Below are 16,600 nucleotides of genomic sequence, written 5' to 3'. Positions count from 1 at the left end.
AAGCACGTTCAATCTAAAGATTGTGAGTACGTTTTTAACGCAGTGGTAGCTACGCAGGTAGTTATTCAGAGGCTTCCACAGATTATCAGACTGGTAAATAATTAAAGCACAATGAGTCTTAAAAAATTTATTACCCGCAGCTTTGTTTTATATATTGCACTGATCATCAGTGCGATGTTAGTAAGTGTATGGGGGTATGAGTATTTTATATACAGTCTTGATAAGCAACATAAACAGTTTTGTCTTTCGATACTTGCTTTACATGGTCTATTAACTGCTGTTTATGGCTATGTTGTTTTTCGGCTCTACACCAAACTGATGGCGCAGCAAAATAAAGATACACAGCTTATATTGGAACGCTATCAACGTGCTGTTGAAGCTTCGCAAGAAGCGGTTTGGGACTGGAGCTTAAACGATACAGAAGAGGTTTTTTTCTCTGAGGCCTATTGCGCCAATCTTGGTTTTACGCAGGAAGAGTTTGGTACAAACCAGCAAGCCTGGCGCAGCCGATTAATCCCTGAGGATCGTGAAAAGATCTATCAGGATGTTTTGCGTTTTATTCGCGAGGGGGAAGGGGCGTATGAGAAAACCTATCGCATGTTGCACCGAGATAACAGCCAGCGCTGGATTCGATCACGCGGTTGCTTGATCAGAGATAGCCAAGGCAAGCCGGTACGCTTTATAGGTATTGCCCGTGATGTCACTGAGCAATATGCGACAAAAGTACGTTTACAGCAGGCAGAAGCTGTCTTTGAGTCTACTCGCGAAGCGGTGTTAATTACTGATCACGCTAGCAACATTGTGTACGTCAATCCATCCTTTACGCGTATCACCGGTTATAGCGAATCAGAAGTACTGGGTAGAACCCCAAGCTTGCTTAAGTCCAACCGCCACTCAAAAGAGTTTCACCGGAGTATGTGGGCTGATCTAAATGAAAAGGGCATGTGCAGTGGCGAACTATGGAACTGTCATAAAAATGGTGAGCTGCTTAGGCAGTATCAAACGGTTAAAGCGATAAAAAGTGAAAACGGCATTGTTTCGCATTATGTTGCTGTTTTTTCAGATATTTCAACCACGGATAACTCCCTTTCAGAGCTGAGTTTTCTGTCCCTTTACGACCCACTAACAAAATTAGCTAATCGCATTCATTTGAGTGAACGACTAAAAATCTCCTTAGAAAGTGCGATCAATAAGCAAAAAAACAATGCTTTGTTTATAGTGGGTGTAGATCACTTTAAAAATATTAATGAGAGCTTAGGCCATAGCTCAGGTGATCAGCTTCTGCAAGATATAGCTTTGCGCCTCAAAGAAGCGACACAGCAAGCTAGTGTTTTAGCGCGAATAGGCGGAGATGAGTTTGCGCTTATTTGTGAGAGCGTTACTTCAGCTATGGACGCAGTGGGGGTGGCAGAGCGACTTATCCAAGCCTGTAAAGCGCCTTTTACGCTGGCAGAAAACCAGGTTTTTATTAGCGTCAGTGTGGGTATGTGTTTGTATCCGTTTGCGGGTGAAAGTGTTGAAGAGATCATGCGTAACGCTGACTCAGCACTACATAAAGCCAAAGATAGCGGGCGCGAAACCTTTGCTTTTTATACCGCCGAAATGACGGAACAAGCCAATCAGCGTATTCGTGTTGCTAGCGAACTAAGACGGGCGCTTGAAAATGAAGAGTTGGACGTACATTATCAGTCAGTTTATGAATTAAGCGGGCAAAAGTTAGTGGGTTGCGAAGCACTGGTTCGCTGGAATCATCCTACGCAAGGTCCTATTGCGCCGAATGAGTTTATTCCTATAGCCGAAGAAAGTGGGCTCATCAGCGCTTTGGATGCTTGGGTGTTAAACAAAGCGTGCAAGCAAATGCAGCAGTGGCTAGCAATGGAATATGATTTAAAATTCGTTGCGGTCAATTTATCCAGCCGTTCATTATCTGAAGAAGGCTTAGCAGAAAAAGTAGAGGCAACGCTTAAACGAAACCAACTTGATGCCCGTTTTCTGGAGCTTGAGGTAACTGAAAGTACCGTAATGGAAAGTCCAGAAGGAGCAGATGCTGCGTTGTGTGGCCTGCGGGAAATAGGCATTCGCCTTGCTATTGATGACTTTGGCACAGGTCATTCATCCTTGGGTCGTTTGAAATCGCTTCCTGTGCATAAACTTAAAATTGATCGAAGCTTTATAACCAACTTGCCCAGTGACAACGAAGATGTGGCAATCGTACAGGCTATTTTAGCTTTGGGGGCGAGCATGGGGCTTGATGTGCAGGTTGAAGGGATTGAGCAAGAGGAGCAAGTGCAGTTCTTACAGCAGTGTCAGTGCACGCTGGGCCAGGGCTACTTGTTGGGTCGGCCTGTGCCAGCGGATGAGTTTACTGCATTACTGGCCAAAACCTGCAAAGATAAATAGCACAGCTATCCATGGTTTGCCAAAGAGAATGTCTACGCGCACGGCACGTTGCTGCAGGTACTCTGTGGGAGCGCAACTTTTGCGCGATTTAGATTTTCCGGTCTGCATCAGGCGGTGCTGTGTTCGCAAATGTAATCTGCAGTCGAATGCATGACATCCTCCTTCTAACAAATAAACAGGAATTCCTATGAAAAAAATACATATCGATATTGTTTCTGACATTGCCTGTCCATGGTGTGCTATTGGTTATGCCCGTCTAGAGCTGGCCATGCAGCAACTGGCGTCTGAGTATGAGTTCGTGGTCGAATGGCATGCATTTGAATTGAACCCCGACCACAGCGGACCGGGTGAGCCAATTTTACCAGCGCTGGCTAGAAAATATGGGCGCAGCGAGGCAGAGATGCGTGCTAACCAAAGTCAAATGATGACGATCGCAAAAGCTTTAGGGCTGAATTTCGAAAAGCTACAAGAGCGACTCACCTGCAATACCTTCGATGCGCACCGGCTAGTTAAATGGGCGGGCGAGCAGGGACAACAAACGGGCATGAAACAAGCGTTATTTGAGGCATATTTCGGTCAGGCGCAGAACGTTGCCGAGCAGGATGTTTTGCTGAGTTGCGTCAAGTCTCTGGGGTTGGATACGGAAAAGGCTAAACACGTACTGGAGTCGAATCAGTATGTTGACGCAGTGAACAAAGACAAAGCCGTTTACCAGCAGATGGGCATCACTTCCGTGCCGGCTTTTATTATCAACAACAAACACCTCATCTCTGGCGCTCAGGAACCCAGTACCTTTGTGCAGGCGCTACGGGAAGTAGGGCACCTCGCATTTAAGGGTGTAGAAAAAATCTGACCGGCTGGTAAAAATGTCGGGGAACTTGGAAAATGTAAGCTCCCACAATAGCTGTGCCAAGCGTTCGGCTGCGTGCAAACCGCTTTACAGTGGAACTGTGAAACTGCTGGATTGTGGGATTGTGGGATTGTGGGATTGTGGGATTGTGGGATTGTGGAATTGTGGGATTGTGGAATTGTGGAATTGTGGAATTGTGGAATTGTGGAATTGTGGAATTGTGGAATTGTGGGATTGTGGGAGCGCATCTTATGCGCGATGAAAACCCTGCCAGGCTTAGCCGCTCCTGCATGTCGCCCTTTAGGGCGACATGTCAGCCTAAAGGCATGACCTACATGGACAACCGCCAATCGCGCAAGAGTTGCGCTCCCACAAAAGCTGAACCAATCCACAAGACATGCTTCTGTAGGTCGGGCTTTAGCCCGACATGTCAGCCTGAAGGCAGGCCTACATGGACAACCGCCAATCACCCGAAAGTTGCGCTTTTACAAGACTTGACTCTGAAAGACGCTGTTTATATTGGCGTATATCCAAAACTATGCTTTCAATAATTAGCTTTTTCTTAGGTTTCAATCTGGTACAGTTGATTCACTAATAGCTAGCAGGAGGCTTTTTATGTATTACGTTGATATGCCAAACGCTGAAGAAATCGGCGCGCTTAATTCGGTGCGTGCGGATGCGTGCATCTCGATTTACCTACCGACCACACCCGTCAGTCGCGAGACTGAGCAAAGCCGGATTAATCTTGGCAACCTTGTCAAACAAGCAGTGACTCAGCTTGATGCAGCGGGTTTTGATAAAAAGTCTATTACATCGTTGCAGGAGCAATTTGCTGATTTGTTAGCCGATGACGATTTTTGGAACTATCAGGCCAACACGCTGGCTATTTTGGCAACCCCAAAATCGTTGCGCACCTATCGTATGGCCAGCAAAATCAAAGCAATTGTTGAGGTGTCTGACCGCTTCCATCTTAAGCCGCTGTTACGTGCAATCACTTTCCCGCATGCCGCGCATGTGCTGGCTTTGTCAGAGAATGCGGTGAGGCTGATTGCCGTGTCTGCAGACTTGCCGGCGCGGTTGGTTGAAGTGCCCAATATGCCAACTGATGCGGCGAGTGCAGGTGGCAAGGCGACGAATAAAGACTACTCAGGAACCGGGCATCGACATGGCTCGCAGGGTGACAGCTTTTATCTTACGCGTTTTATACGCAAGCTTGATGCGGCGTTACGTCCTGTGTTGGCTGGGTCGGATCTGCCGTTGATTTTGGCAACTACTAAACCGCTCGAAGCATTGTTTCGCTCGATAAGTGTTATTCCTGCACTGCCCAGCACCATTTCAGGTAACCCTGAGCACCTCAGTGAGTCTGATTTGGCCAGTGCAGCAAGACCAGTGCTGGATGCCCACTACGCTGAGCAGGTTAAAGCGTTCCATCAGTTGTTCGAAGAGCGTACCGGAAAAAATCGCACCACTACGGATATTTCCGATGCTGCTCGTTTAGCCACTTTTGGCGGTATTGACCGTTTGCTGGTTGATATTGATTGCGTATTAGATGGTTCTATTGATGATGAAACCGGAGCCGTTTCCTTCAGCGCTGAAGGTGGCGATGCGGTTAACTATGACATTGTCGATGAAATTACCGGTCGTGCATTACGTAGCGGTGCCAAAGTGATGGCCGTGCGTGCCGCAGATATTCCTGGCGGGCAAAGCTTGGCGGTTATTTCGCGCTATCCAATCTAGCGTCAACTAAAATTCAGTGCTTCGCTTAGGAAGCACTGAATTGATTCTTTCCTTGTTTAGAAGCCTCTGAATAACTACCTGCGTAGCTACCACCGCGTTAAAAACGTACTCACAATCTTTAGATTGAACGTGCTTTAGCACGGCCCCGAAGGGGGCGAAGCGAATAAAATGCTCATTTACCCGGTGTAAACTGCGCTTTTTCGTACGCTTTGACTCGCTAGCGCTCGCCCTTCGGGTCAGCTTTTGGCTGTTACTCCCGTTGGTCGTTGCGCCTTGTGTTAGCGTCCTCGGTAACGTTATTCAGTGGCTTCTTTAATAAAATAGTGCTACTTCTTCAGCGCTAAGCGCGCGGTATTCGCCGGGTGCAAGATCTGTATCGAGTGTTAATGCCCCGACTTGTTCGCGATGTAATTGCTCAACTTTATTACCCACGGCAGCGAACATGCGCCGAACTTGGTGATAGCGGCCTTCATGCACCTGCACTAAGGCTTCGCGCTCATTAATGATTTCCAGCACGGCGGGCGCGGTTAAGGTCGTTTCCCCCTTAAGTTGCAAACCTTGCGCAAAGGCCGTGATATCGTTTTCAGTGACTGGCTCGGCCAACCAAGCGTGATATACCTTGGGGCATTGCTGCTTAGGCGAGGTGATGCGGTGCGACCACTGCCCATCATCAGTAATTAACAACAGCCCAGAGGTGTCCAGGTCCAGTCGGCCCACGGTGTGGAGTTTGTCTTTGTTGGGCAGATTTATATACGAAAATACCGTCAGGTGCAGGCCGTCATCATTGGCGCACACGCAACCGAGCGGCTTGTGCATCATCAGGTAGGTGGGCCCCACGAGCTCAAGAGGCTCATTGTTCCATTTAACCACGGCTTGGGCAGGCAGTTTAAAGGCGCCTTTTTTTTGTACCGCACCATCAACGGTCACCTCGGCACGTTGCAGTACTTTGGTGGCATCTTTGCGGCTCATGCCGGTGGTTTCAGCTATAAATCGATCAAGGCGCATGGGCTGTTTACGGTCTCCGTTTGTAGGTAATCAGCAGTGTAACGCACACCCGTGCTGCTGATTAGGTGAGGTTAGGGCGTTATGATTGGATATTCTTAAGCATCCACACATCACAGCCGCCATGCAACGTACCGGGCCAAGGCCGTCACCCACAGCGCCGTATTGAGCACCCACCTGCTGGATAATGCGGCATATGTCCGCGTCGTGTTGTGCTTGAATGGAGATGATTTGGTACATGGGTTTCTGCTCTGTTTAAAGGCTTTATGCTGGGTTGAACGGCTGATGCGGTCAGTACTTGCGGCTGATGATTCTCGTGCTATGGTAACTAAAAGTCCAGCACATCCATTTGCCTGTGAGAAACCGCTTTATGTCTTACCCGATTGAGAAAAAGCTTGTGATTGCTGTGTCATCCAGCGCCTTGTTTAACCTAGATGAGTCTGACCGAATCTTTAGGGATGAGGGCGCGCAGGCGTATAAAGAATCTCAAGAAAAAAACATCGATAAAATCCTGCCGATGGGTGTGGCGTATCCCTTTATTCGTCGTTTTTTGTCCTTTAACCAGTGTTTTCCGGACGAGCAGCCGGTGGAAGTGGTGCTCTTGTCGCGTAATTCGACGGCGACGGGGCAGCGGGTGTTTCGCTCGATTGCGCATTATGGTTTGGATATTAGCCGTGCTGCGTTTTTAACCGGTGAATCGCCTTTCTCCTATATTCCAGCCTTTAATGCCTCGTTGTTTTTAACCGCTAATGCCGAGGATGTGCGCAAAGCGGTGGAGGCAAGCTATCCCGCGGGTTTGTTGTTGCAATCTAAAGTGGTGGATGAGCCCGATGATCAAGGACTGCGTATTGCTTTCGACTTTGATGGGGTGCTGGCGGATGATGAATCAGAGCGGGTGTATAAAGCTGAAGGGTTAGAGCGCTTTCAAGCGTTTGAGCAAGAACATCAAGCGCGTGAACATAATCCGGGTTTGCTGGCTGACCTGTTTCGCAAGCTGGCGGGTTTGCAGACGTTAGAAAATGCTCGCAAAAAAACACAACCGGATTATAAACCTATTTTGCGCACGGCCATTATTACCGCCCGCAGCGCCCCCGCCCATGAGCGAGTGATTACAACGTTGCACAGTTGGGGTGTCGAGGCCGATGAAACCTTTTTTTTAGGGGGCATGGATAAGCGCCATATTCTCAATGTGTTTCGCCCGCACATTTTCTTTGATGATCAGCTCGGTCATTTGCAGGCTAAGGATTTGGCGATGGTGCATATTCCTTTTGGAGTGGCGAATCAACGTTAAGCAGTTTGTTGGCCTGTGTTTATCTTAAGTGTGGCGGGCTTTGGTATAGTGGTTCGCTGGTTTTGGCAGGGTGTGGATGGGTATGCAGAATTCGGATGCATTAGTGGCAGGTTTCATGGTGATTCACAGCAATCAGATGGAACAATTGCGGGATTTGTTGGTGCAATGGACGCAGAGCTATCCGCTGCATCCGTTGGAAAATGAAGTCATTTTGGTACAAAGCAATGGCATCGCCCAGTGGCTTAAATACGCTTTGGCCAGCAACGAGGGGTTGGGCATTGCCGCCAGCGTGCAGGTGAGTTTGCCGGCGCGTTTTTTGTGGCAAAGTTACCGTGCAGTCTTGGGTGCAGAGCAGATTGCCAGCAGCTCGCCGCTGGATAAAAACCAGTTGGTGTGGCGGTTGATGCGCTTGCTGCCGTCACTGCTAGAGGATGAGCGCTTTAAGCCGCTCAAGCAGTTTTTAGCCAAGGATGATGACCTGCGCAAGCTGTACCAGTTGTGTGAGCGGATAGCAGATATTTTTGACCAGTATCAGGTCTACCGTGCCGACTGGCTGGAGCAGTGGGCCGCTGGGTGCGATCAGATTGATCAGCGCGGCCAGCCTTACGGGTTAGTGGCTGGTGTTGAGGTGGATCGCACTGATTTACCCATGCAAACACTGGCGTGGCAGGCACAGCTATGGCGTGTGCTTTTAGAAGATATAGGTCAGGATTCCTTAGACAGCAGCCGCGCCAGTGTGCATCCGCGCTTTGTCAAAGCCTTGCAAGAAGCGCAGCAGCGTCCCAAAGGGCTACCGCGTCGGGTGATTGTGCTGGGGATTTCATCCTTGCCCGCGCAAACCGTGGAAGCTTTATCCGCCATGGCGCGTTTTAGTCAAGTGATTCTGTGTGTGCACAACCCTTGTCAGTTTTATTGGGGCGACATAGTCGCGGATAAGGACTTGTTACGCCGCACGCTATTTCGCCATCAGCGCAAGCAAGGCATGCCCAGCGATCTGGATAATGAGCAGCTGCATCAGTTTGCCCATCCGCTATTGGCTACTTGGGGCAAGCAGGGGCGCGATTACATTGCTTTGTTGGAGGAGTTTGATAACCCCGAGAGTTACCGCGATCTGTTTCAGCGTGAGCAGCAGCGCATTGACCTCTTTGTCGATGATGAGCCCAAAACCGTTTTAACCCAGCTGCAAAATGATATTTTGCATTTGCGTCCGCTGCAGGAAAGCCAGCCATTATGGCCCGCCGTGGACTGCGCGCAGGATGAGTCCATTCGTTTTCATATCGCCCATAGCCCACAGCGGGAAGTGGAGATTCTGCATGACCAACTCTTAGACCGCTTTGCCCGTTATCCGCACTTACAACCACGTGATGTGATTGTCATGGTGCCTGATATTGATTTGTACACGCCTTTTATTGAGGCGGTTTTTGCGCAGTTTAACCCAGGTGATGCGCGCTATATTCCCTATACGCTGTCGGATCAGGGTGGGCGGGGGCGGGAGCCGATTTTAATTGCTCTTGAGCAATTGCTGAATGTGTCGCAAGCGCGGATCAGCTTGACTGAAGTGTTGGCGCTGCTGGATGTGCCGGCCATACGTCAGCGTTTTGGTGTGGTTGAAACAGACTTGCCGATTTTACAGCGTTGGCTCATTGGTGCCGGTGCGCGCTGGGGATTGAATGCCGAGCATCGTGTGCGCCTAGGCTTGCCAAGAGCAATGGAGCAAAACACCTGGCGCTTTGCGTTGCGGCGTATGTTGCTCGGTTACGCCATGGGGCAGGGTGCAGACTTTGCTGGCATTGAGCCCTACACGGAAGTGGCAGGTTTAGAGGCGGCATTGTTGGGCCCTTTGGTGTTGCTCTTGGATGAGCTGGACGTCTTTGCCGAGCGTCTGAGCCACAGCTATTCACCAGCAGATTGGACGCAGTTGTTGGTGCAGCTGCTGGAGCGCTTTTTTACTGGGGAAACAGAGCAAGAGTTACTGCTTCTTCAGCGTCTACAACAAAGTGTACACGACTGGGCGGATGCGTGCGCGCAAGCTGAGTTAGGGCGTGAATTACCATTAACCGTGGTGCGTGAGGCTTGGTTAACCGCGGTCGATGCAGAGCGCAACAGCCAACGATTCTTGGCCGGATCGGTCAATTTTTGCACGCTGATGCCCATGCGTACTATTCCATTTCAAATGGTGTGCTTGTTGGGTATGAATGACGGTGATTATCCGCGTTCTGTGCCACCGGTCGACTTTGATTTGATGGCCAATAATTACCGTCCAGGTGATCGCTCACGGCGTGAGGATGATCGTTATCTGCTGCTTGAAGCCTTACTGGCCGCGCGGCAGATGCTGTATATCAGCTGGGTCGGGCGTGATGAGCGCGATAACACCACCAAGCCGCCGTCGGTATTGGTTGGGCAACTGCGCGATCATTTGCAACAAGGCTGGCAGCTTGAAGATGAGGGGGACTTGCTGGCCGCGCTGACGCAGGAACATCCACTGCAGCCTTTCAGTCGTGCGTATTTTTCCGCCACCAACGCCAATCTATTTACCTATGCGCAGGAATGGGCGCAGTTGCATCAAAGCGCGCAGGGTGCGGTAAATGCGGTTGAACCAATTGAACCCCCTTTGCCTGCTTTGCAACTGGCTGATCCGCTGAGTATCCGTATGCTGCACGGTTTTTTACGCAATCCAGTGGCGCAGTTTTTTGCTCAGCGATTTAAGGCCTACATCAGCGCGATCGAGTTAGAGCAGCTGGATGATGAGCCCTTTAGCTTGGGTTTTCTTGGGCAGTACGGCCTTAAACAGCAGCTGTTAAATGAAGGCTTACAGGCGCTTGAGCAGGGCGCAGATGTGAATGCAGCGATGCTGCAACAAAGTCAAAAGCTACTGCGCAGCGGTGAACTGCCTATGTATGGCTTTGGTGAGCAGCTGGCGCAGAATTTACTTGAGCCGGTACAGCAGCAGTTTGCCCATTATTCGCGCTTGTGTGAGCAGTATCCCCTCAGTGAAACCGCCGCCCAGCGCGTCTCGTATAGCCATGCAGGTATCCAGCTAGAGGATTGGCTGGCGCCGGTACGCAGTGGCGCGGATAAAAACCTGCATATTGAGCTGTTTAATGGCCCTTTGTTATCCAAGAAAAAACTGCGCTGGCATCGTTTGTTAGCGGTCTGGCTGCAGCATGTGTTGCACAGCCTGACACAAGAAAATTTGACCAGTATCGTGGTAGCTGAAGATATTGAGCTGCAAATTCCACCGCTGTCCCATGAGCAAGCCGCGCAGATTTTAAATACCTGGCTAGAAGCTTGGCAGCAGGGGATGTGCAGACCTTTGCCCGTAGCGGTGCGTACCGCTTTTGCGTGGTTAACGGTTGAGCACGATAAAAAATTAAGCAAAGAAGAAGATGCATCATTGCGGCAAGAAAAAGCTTTGGCCAGTGCGGCTGAATGCTACGAGGGTACGATGAACACCTCCGGCGAGGCGCAGCAAAGCCCGATTTTGGCGCGTCACTACGCAGATTTTACCGCGCTAAATGCCAGCCAGGAGTTTACCTATTGGGCGCAGCAACTTTATCAGCCTTTATTTGTGCGCACATTAGAGCAGCAGCCTGTATCGGAGAACGAGCATGAGTAAGCAAACCCTAATTCCGCTAAATTTTCCGCTTTATGGCAGCCGCTTAATTGAAGCCAGTGCCGGCACCGGTAAAACCTATACCATTGCCGCGCTCTATGTGCGCTTAGTGCTTAACCATGGTGGGCAAAATGCTTTTCGCCGTGATTTGCAGTCTGGGCCGGGGTTGATGCCGCCTGAGATTCTGGTGGTGACCTTTACCGATGCGGCCACCAAAGAGTTGCGCGATCGGATTCGTGCGCGCTTGGTGGAAGCAGCGCAACTGTTCCGTGGCCAGCTTGAAACAGAAGATGCGTTTTTATTGGATTTAAAAGCCGAGTATGCCCCCGAGCAGTGGCCCGCCTGTGCTTTTTGGCTCGATAGTGCGGCACAGTGGATGGATGAAGCCGCCGTTTCCACGATCCATGCGTGGTGCAAACGGATGCTGGGCGAGCATGCCTTTGCCAGCGGTAGTCTGTTTAATCAAGAACTGCAAAAGGATCACAGCGCCCTGTATGAGCAGGTGGTTAAGGATTACTGGCGCAGCCAATGCTATGAATTAACCGGGCCCGCCCTGCAGTGGGTGATTGAACAATGGCAAACCCCCCAGCAGCTGTGGGGCTTGCTCCAGCCGGTACTCAAAACAAGCGCGCAAAAACTGCCTGCCCATACCGGCAGCTTGGCGCAACTGATCGACACTCATTTAACTGAGTACCAGCAGCAGCTGGCAGAACTAAAACAGCCTTGGCTCAGCTGGGTTGATGAGCTAGAAGCCTTGATTGAGGAGGCGGCCAAGGCTAAGGCGTTTCATGCTAATAAAATGAACAGCAGTCATCGAGGCGGCTGGTTTACCAAACTGCGGGCCTGGGCGCAGGATGCTGAACAGCTCGAACTCAACATTGGTCGTGGCATGGAACGCTTAACCCCAGAAGGCTTAGCCGAGATTTGGAAAGAGGGCAGTAGTCCGCCCGAACATCCAGCTTTATACGCCATGCAGGAGCTGCCGGCACAGCTGCAAGCCTTAGAGCACCTGCTGCCCGATGCTATGCGCTGGCATGCGGCAAGCTGGGTGCAGCAGTGTTTTAGTGAAGAAAAAAATAAACGCGCTGAGCTGGGTTTTGATGACCTGCTAACGCGCTTGGATCACGCCTTGCAAGCTGACCCAGAAGGGCGTTTAGCGCAGATTATTCGCCGGCAGTTTCCGGTGGTAATGATTGATGAGTTTCAGGACACGGATCCGGTGCAATACCGGATTTTTGATTCAGTGTATAACCTAGCCGCCAACGATCCTGAGACAGGCTTGTTTTTAATTGGTGATCCTAAACAGGCGATTTACAGTTTTCGCGGGGCGGATATTTATAGCTACCTAGCAGCAAGAAAAGCCACGGCAGGGCGACACTATAATCTGGATACCAACTATCGTTCGACCCACGCCATGGTTGCCGCAGTGAACCAGCTGTTTGCGCGAGCCACATCCTATCCACGTGGTGCGTTTTTATTCGGCGCTGAGGGCGAGGACAGACTGGATTATGTACAAGTAAAAGCCAATGGGCGTGCTACCGAGTGGCAGGTAGATGGAGAGAAGCAACCAGCACTCACATTCTGGCATTTACCAGCCGATGATAAAAGACTCTCCAAGGGCTATTATTCAGCAACGATGGCCGCCAGCTGTGCCAGTGAAATTGTGCGCCTGCTCAATAGCGCGGACACAGGTTTTGTCGATGCTCAAGGACAATTACAACCATTGCAGGCGAGTGACATTGCGGTTCTGGTGCGTGGCATTGGTGAGGCGCGGGACATACGCGCGGCGCTGGCTGAGCGGCAAGTGCGCTCGGTCTATCTGTCTGAACGCGATTCGGTATTTAACAGCCAGCAAGCCTTTGATATTCAGTTGTGGTTAGCCGCCTGTTTGCAGCCTGAAGATGAACGTGCGGTTAAAGCAGCCTTAGCCAGTCAAACCTTGGCGCTGAGCCTGACTGAGCTGGAGCGTCTGCAGCAGGATGAGCGTGCATGGGAAGCAACAGTCGAGCGCTTTAAAGGCTATCAGCAGCGTTGGCAACAGCGTGGCGTGTTACCCATGTTGCGTAAACTGATGCACGACTACCAGTTGCCGCAACGATTGGTGCAAGACAGTCAGGGTGAACGTGCCTTAACGAACTTGTTGCATTTGGCGGAGATTTTGCAGCAGCAAGCCCGCGAATTGGATGGTCAGGCGACATTGCTGCAGTACTTGCAGCATGCCTACGCCGTTGGTGAAGTGGCAGATGAGCAGATCTTACGTCTGGAAAGCGATGCGAATTTAGTGCGGGTGGTCACCATTCATAAATCCAAAGGTTTGGAATATCCGTTGGTGTTTTTACCCTTTGTCAGCAGTTATCGATCTTGTGATAGAAAAGAAGCAGTGGTGGTGCAACAAGACTCCGCGCGGCAGCTGTTTTTGCGCGCACCGGATGAGCAGATCTGGCAACAGGCCGAGCAAGAACGCTTAGCGGAGGATTTGCGCTTGCTCTATGTGGCACTGACACGCTCTAAACATGCGTGCTGGTTGGGCGTAGCCGAGGTGGGCGCTGGATTGCATGGCGCAGCGCTAGGCTATTTGCTCGGTGGCGGTCAGGAGTTGGATAACCCACAGGCATTAACGCAGTGGCTGGCGCCTTTAACCAGCCCCGAAACACAGGTATTGGTTGCGCCACCCGCCAGTGACGATCGTTATCAGGTCGTGCAGGCGCCGTTCACGCCAGAATGCCGTCACGCCAGTACGTTAGCGCATAAGCCTTGGTGGATTTCATCCTACAGCCGTTTAAGCAGCCAAGGTCCGGGTGCTGATCGGATTCCAGACAGCTTGGCGGCACAGGTGTATAGCGATGATGAGGCGATACTGGTAGAGCCGGCGCAAGTGGACGAGCAAAAAACCGAGGGCATGCATGCGTTTCCTCGCGGTGCACGCCACGGTAATTTTTTACATGATTTACTTGAGCTGTGCCTTGGTCTTGAGCAGCAAACCGTTGCAAGTCGGCGCGCATTGGTGGAAACACTCTGCCAGCAGCGCGGCTATACGGATCAGGTGGGTACGCTGTGTCAGTGGCTAGAGGTGTTGCTCTCGACTGAGTTTCAGCTTGGCGATGGCCGCTGCTTCAATTTGCTGCAGTTGGAACATTGGCAAGCCGAGATGGAGTTTTGGTTTGCCGCTGAACAGGTTGATTCTCAGCAGCTGGACCAATTAGTAAGTGCCGCGATTTTAGCGTCGCTGCCGCGGCCACAGGTGAATCCATTGCAGCTAAACGGCATGTTTAAAGGCTTTATTGACCTGTTGTTTAGTGTTGGTGGTCGTTATTACGTGGCGGATTACAAGTCCAATCACCTAGGCGCAAACAGCCTCGCCTACACGGAGCAAGCGATGGATGCGGCTGTGTTAAAGCACCGCTATGACCTGCAATACGTGCTTTACAGTTTGGCGTTGCACCGGTTGTTGCGCGGCCGCTTGCCTGATTATGACTATGAGCAGCATTTTGGTGGGGTGGTGTATTTGTTTTTACGCGGCATTGAAGGGCCACATCAGGGAGTGCACTATCAACGACCGCCGCTGGAGTTACTCGACGCCTTGGATGCGTTGTTTGCCGGACGACAGGAGGTGGCCTAATGCAGCAGCAGGATTTATTTAGTGTGCCGTGTGAAATCGAGCATGAAAATGTACAGCTTGGCAGCGTGCAGGACACGCTTAGCCGTTGGCTTGATAGCAAAACCATTCGGCCTTTGGATTATGCGTTTGCCGAGTTTTGCTGGCAGTTGGATCCAGCGGCTACAGAGGCGGTGTTATTCGCCGCCTTGCTCAGCCGTATGCTGGCTGACGGGCATATTTGTTTGGATTTTTCGCTATCCAGCGCGCAATTAGAAACGCTGTTTGCCGAGCAGGATGAACGCCTGTTAATCAGAGCGCTGCTTGCTGAGTTGGATTTTGAGCATTTAGCCAGCGCGGGCTTTGTCACTCGCGAGCCGAACGCTCACGCCGCGCCCTTGGTGTTGCAAGGCAGCCGCCTGTATTTATACCGCTACTGGAATTACGAAACCGAGGTGGCGCAGTTTTTAAGCCAGCGATTACGACAACCCTGTGCAGTGGGCGAGGGCTTTGTTCAGCAGTTAAACAACCTATTTCCCGCTGGCACTACAAACAGCACTGATTGGCAAAAAGTGGCCTGCGCTATGGCCGCGACCGGCAATTTTACTCTTATCACCGGCGGTCCCGGCACGGGTAAAACCACCACCGTGGTGCGTTTGCTGGCGCTGTTGCAAGAGCAAGCCATGCGTGAGCAGCAACGACCCCTGTATGTGCGTCTCGCCGCGCCTACGGGTAAGGCCGCCGCCCGTTTAACCGAGTCGATTAGCCAGCAAATTGCTGCTTTGCCCGTCACGGAAGCGATTCGTGACAGCATTCCGGCGCAGGTCAGCACCTTGCACCGGTTACTGGGCAGCTTGCCGCATACGCGTGATTTTAAGCATCATCGGCAAAACCCCTTATTGCTGGATGTGCTGGTGGTGGACGAAGCCTCGATGATTGATTTGGACATGATGCACAGTCTGTTGCAGGCGTTACCTGAGCATGCGCGGTTGATTTTGCTCGGTGATAAAGATCAGTTGGCTTCAGTGGAAGCCGGTTCGGTGTTGGGTGAGCTGTGTTTGCATGCTGAGCAGGGGCTTTATACCGAGCAAACACGGGCTGAGCTGGCCGCACTCTGTGGGATGCCGGTGAGTCATCCGCAATTACAACCCGGTGATGCGCGGCATACGATTGAACAGCGCACGGTGATGCTGCGCGACTCAAGGCGTTTTGCGGGGGATTCAGGCATCGGGCGACTGGCAGCTGCGGTGAATCAAATGGATGTGCGCCAAGCGCAAGAATTGTTACAAACGCCCAGCGCAGAGTTAGCGTATCTGCAGTTAACCAGTGCAGTCGCCGCGCCGCTAAAAGAGTTGATCATCTCTGGGTATCAGGCTTATGTGCACATCTTGCAACAGGAACGTCCAGCCAAAACGGCTGAGCTGGACGAGTATCAAGAGTGGGCCGCGCGCATGCTGCGCACCTTTGATGAGTTTCGTCTGCTCTGCGCGGTGCGCGCCGGTGATTTTGGCGTGCAGGCGATTAACCGTTTGGCCGAAACCGTACTGCGTAACGCTTTCGCGTTAGATGAAGGCGCTTGGTATGAAGGACGCCCGGTAATAATCACCCGCAATAACTATGGGCTAGGCTTGATGAATGGTGATATTGGTATCGCCGTTAAAGTTCCGGACGGCAGTGGTGACACAGCGCTGCGCGTTGTTTTTTCCCAAGCTGAAGGGGAGTCGCAGGTACGCTTTGTCTTGCCGAGCCGTTTAACCGAGGTTGAAACGGTGTTCGCCATGACGGTACACAAATCCCAAGGCTCCGAGTTTAACCATGCGGCGGTGCTGATTCCTGAGCGTGACAATCCCGTTTTAAGTAAAGAGTTGCTCTATACCGGCATTACGCGCGCCAAGCACAGGCTGAGTTTGCTGGAGGCGGGCAGGGGTGTGTTTGCTCAAGCGGTGAAGACAAAAGTCAGCAGAAACAGCGGGTTGCGTAGCGCTTTGGCTGTTGTAAGCGGTGCGGGAGGGTAGATTGCCGGAAAGTCCCAATCGCGCAAAGGTTGCGCTCCTACCAATGGGGTGCATTCCACATCGCGCAAAAGTTGTGTCCAACAAATGGGTATATCGA

General features: G+C 51.3%; 9 protein-coding genes. 7 read left to right on the top strand and 2 right to left on the bottom strand.

Annotation, left to right across the window (positions count from 1 at the left end; genetic code table 11):
• Positions 1-111: 111 nt before the first annotated feature.
• The 3 genes from QEZ41_RS07650 to QEZ41_RS07640 all read left to right on the top strand — a co-directional run bounded on the left by QEZ41_RS07650 (position 112) and on the right by QEZ41_RS07640 (position 4,987).
• Positions 112-2,400, top strand: coding sequence for a sensor domain-containing protein (locus QEZ41_RS07650; protein WP_289410807.1), 2,289 nt, complete (start codon positions 112-114; stop codon positions 2,398-2,400).
• Positions 2,401-2,587: 187 nt separating this feature from the next.
• Positions 2,588-3,253, top strand: a complete 666-nt coding sequence (locus QEZ41_RS07645; RefSeq protein ID WP_289410806.1) for a DsbA family oxidoreductase — start codon at positions 2,588-2,590, stop codon at positions 3,251-3,253.
• A 612-nt stretch (positions 3,254-3,865) separates the two neighbouring features.
• On the top strand, positions 3,866-4,987 hold the full coding sequence (locus QEZ41_RS07640) for a baeRF11 domain-containing protein (RefSeq protein ID WP_289410805.1): 1,122 nt from the start codon (positions 3,866-3,868) through the stop codon (positions 4,985-4,987).
• Between the two features lie 312 nt (positions 4,988-5,299).
• On the opposite strand, the gene rsuA is transcribed toward QEZ41_RS07640, so the two are convergent.
• Both rsuA and QEZ41_RS07630 read right to left on the bottom strand, forming a co-directional pair.
• On the bottom strand, positions 5,300-5,992 hold the full coding sequence (rsuA, locus tag QEZ41_RS07635) for a 16S rRNA pseudouridine(516) synthase RsuA (protein WP_289410804.1): 693 nt from the start codon (positions 5,990-5,992) through the stop codon (positions 5,300-5,302).
• A 30-nt stretch (positions 5,993-6,022) separates the two neighbouring features.
• A complete protein-coding gene (locus tag QEZ41_RS07630; protein ID WP_289410803.1) occupies positions 6,023-6,229 on the bottom strand; it encodes a hypothetical protein in 207 nt (68 codons plus the stop codon).
• A 130-nt stretch (positions 6,230-6,359) separates the two neighbouring features.
• On the opposite strand from QEZ41_RS07630, the gene QEZ41_RS07625 reads away from it, so the two are divergent.
• The 4 genes from QEZ41_RS07625 to recD all read left to right on the top strand — a co-directional run bounded on the left by QEZ41_RS07625 (position 6,360) and on the right by recD (position 16,503).
• Entirely contained in the window at positions 6,360-7,280 is a 921-nt protein-coding gene (locus QEZ41_RS07625) for a 5'-nucleotidase (RefSeq protein ID WP_289410802.1), read from the top strand.
• 82 nt (positions 7,281-7,362) lie between these two features.
• Positions 7,363-10,896, top strand: coding sequence for an exodeoxyribonuclease V subunit gamma (gene recC, locus QEZ41_RS07620; protein WP_289410801.1), 3,534 nt, complete (start codon positions 7,363-7,365; stop codon positions 10,894-10,896).
• Entirely contained in the window at positions 10,889-14,512 is a 3,624-nt protein-coding gene (gene recB / locus QEZ41_RS07615) for an exodeoxyribonuclease V subunit beta (RefSeq protein ID WP_289410800.1), read from the top strand. Before recC ends, recB begins: the two co-directional genes overlap by 8 nt.
• Positions 14,512-16,503, top strand: a complete 1,992-nt coding sequence (gene recD, locus QEZ41_RS07610; protein WP_289410799.1) for an exodeoxyribonuclease V subunit alpha — start codon at positions 14,512-14,514, stop codon at positions 16,501-16,503. Before recB ends, recD begins: the two co-directional genes overlap by 1 nt.
• Positions 16,504-16,600 lie beyond the last annotated feature (97 nt).

Origin of the sequence: Thiopseudomonas acetoxidans (assembly GCF_030362935.1) — a bacterium.
In the GTDB taxonomy this organism is placed as follows: domain Bacteria; phylum Pseudomonadota; class Gammaproteobacteria; order Pseudomonadales; family Pseudomonadaceae; genus Thiopseudomonas; species Thiopseudomonas acetoxidans.
The sequence above is the reverse complement of the archived record's forward strand: the minus strand, read 5'-3'. Positions and strand labels throughout refer to the sequence as shown.

Excerpts from the sequence above, each read along its gene's own strand:
- QEZ41_RS07625 (WP_289410802.1), top strand. The coding sequence starts at position 6,360 with ATGTCTTACCCGATTGAGAAAAAGCTTGTGATTGCTGTGTCATCCAGC.
- recB (WP_289410800.1), top strand. The coding sequence starts at position 10,889 with ATGAGTAAGCAAACCCTAATTCCGCTAAATTTTCCGCTTTATGGCAGC.
- QEZ41_RS07645 (WP_289410806.1), top strand. The coding sequence starts at position 2,588 with ATGAAAAAAATACATATCGATATTGTTTCTGACATTGCCTGTCCATGG.
- recC (WP_289410801.1), top strand. The coding sequence starts at position 7,363 with ATGCAGAATTCGGATGCATTAGTGGCAGGTTTCATGGTGATTCACAGC.
- recD (WP_289410799.1), top strand. The coding sequence starts at position 14,512 with ATGCAGCAGCAGGATTTATTTAGTGTGCCGTGTGAAATCGAGCATGAA.
- QEZ41_RS07630 (WP_289410803.1), bottom strand. The coding sequence starts at position 6,229 with ATGTACCAAATCATCTCCATTCAAGCACAACACGACGCGGACATATGC.
- QEZ41_RS07640 (WP_289410805.1), top strand. The coding sequence starts at position 3,866 with ATGTATTACGTTGATATGCCAAACGCTGAAGAAATCGGCGCGCTTAAT.
- rsuA (WP_289410804.1), bottom strand. The coding sequence starts at position 5,992 with ATGCGCCTTGATCGATTTATAGCTGAAACCACCGGCATGAGCCGCAAA.
- QEZ41_RS07650 (WP_289410807.1), top strand. The coding sequence starts at position 112 with ATGAGTCTTAAAAAATTTATTACCCGCAGCTTTGTTTTATATATTGCA.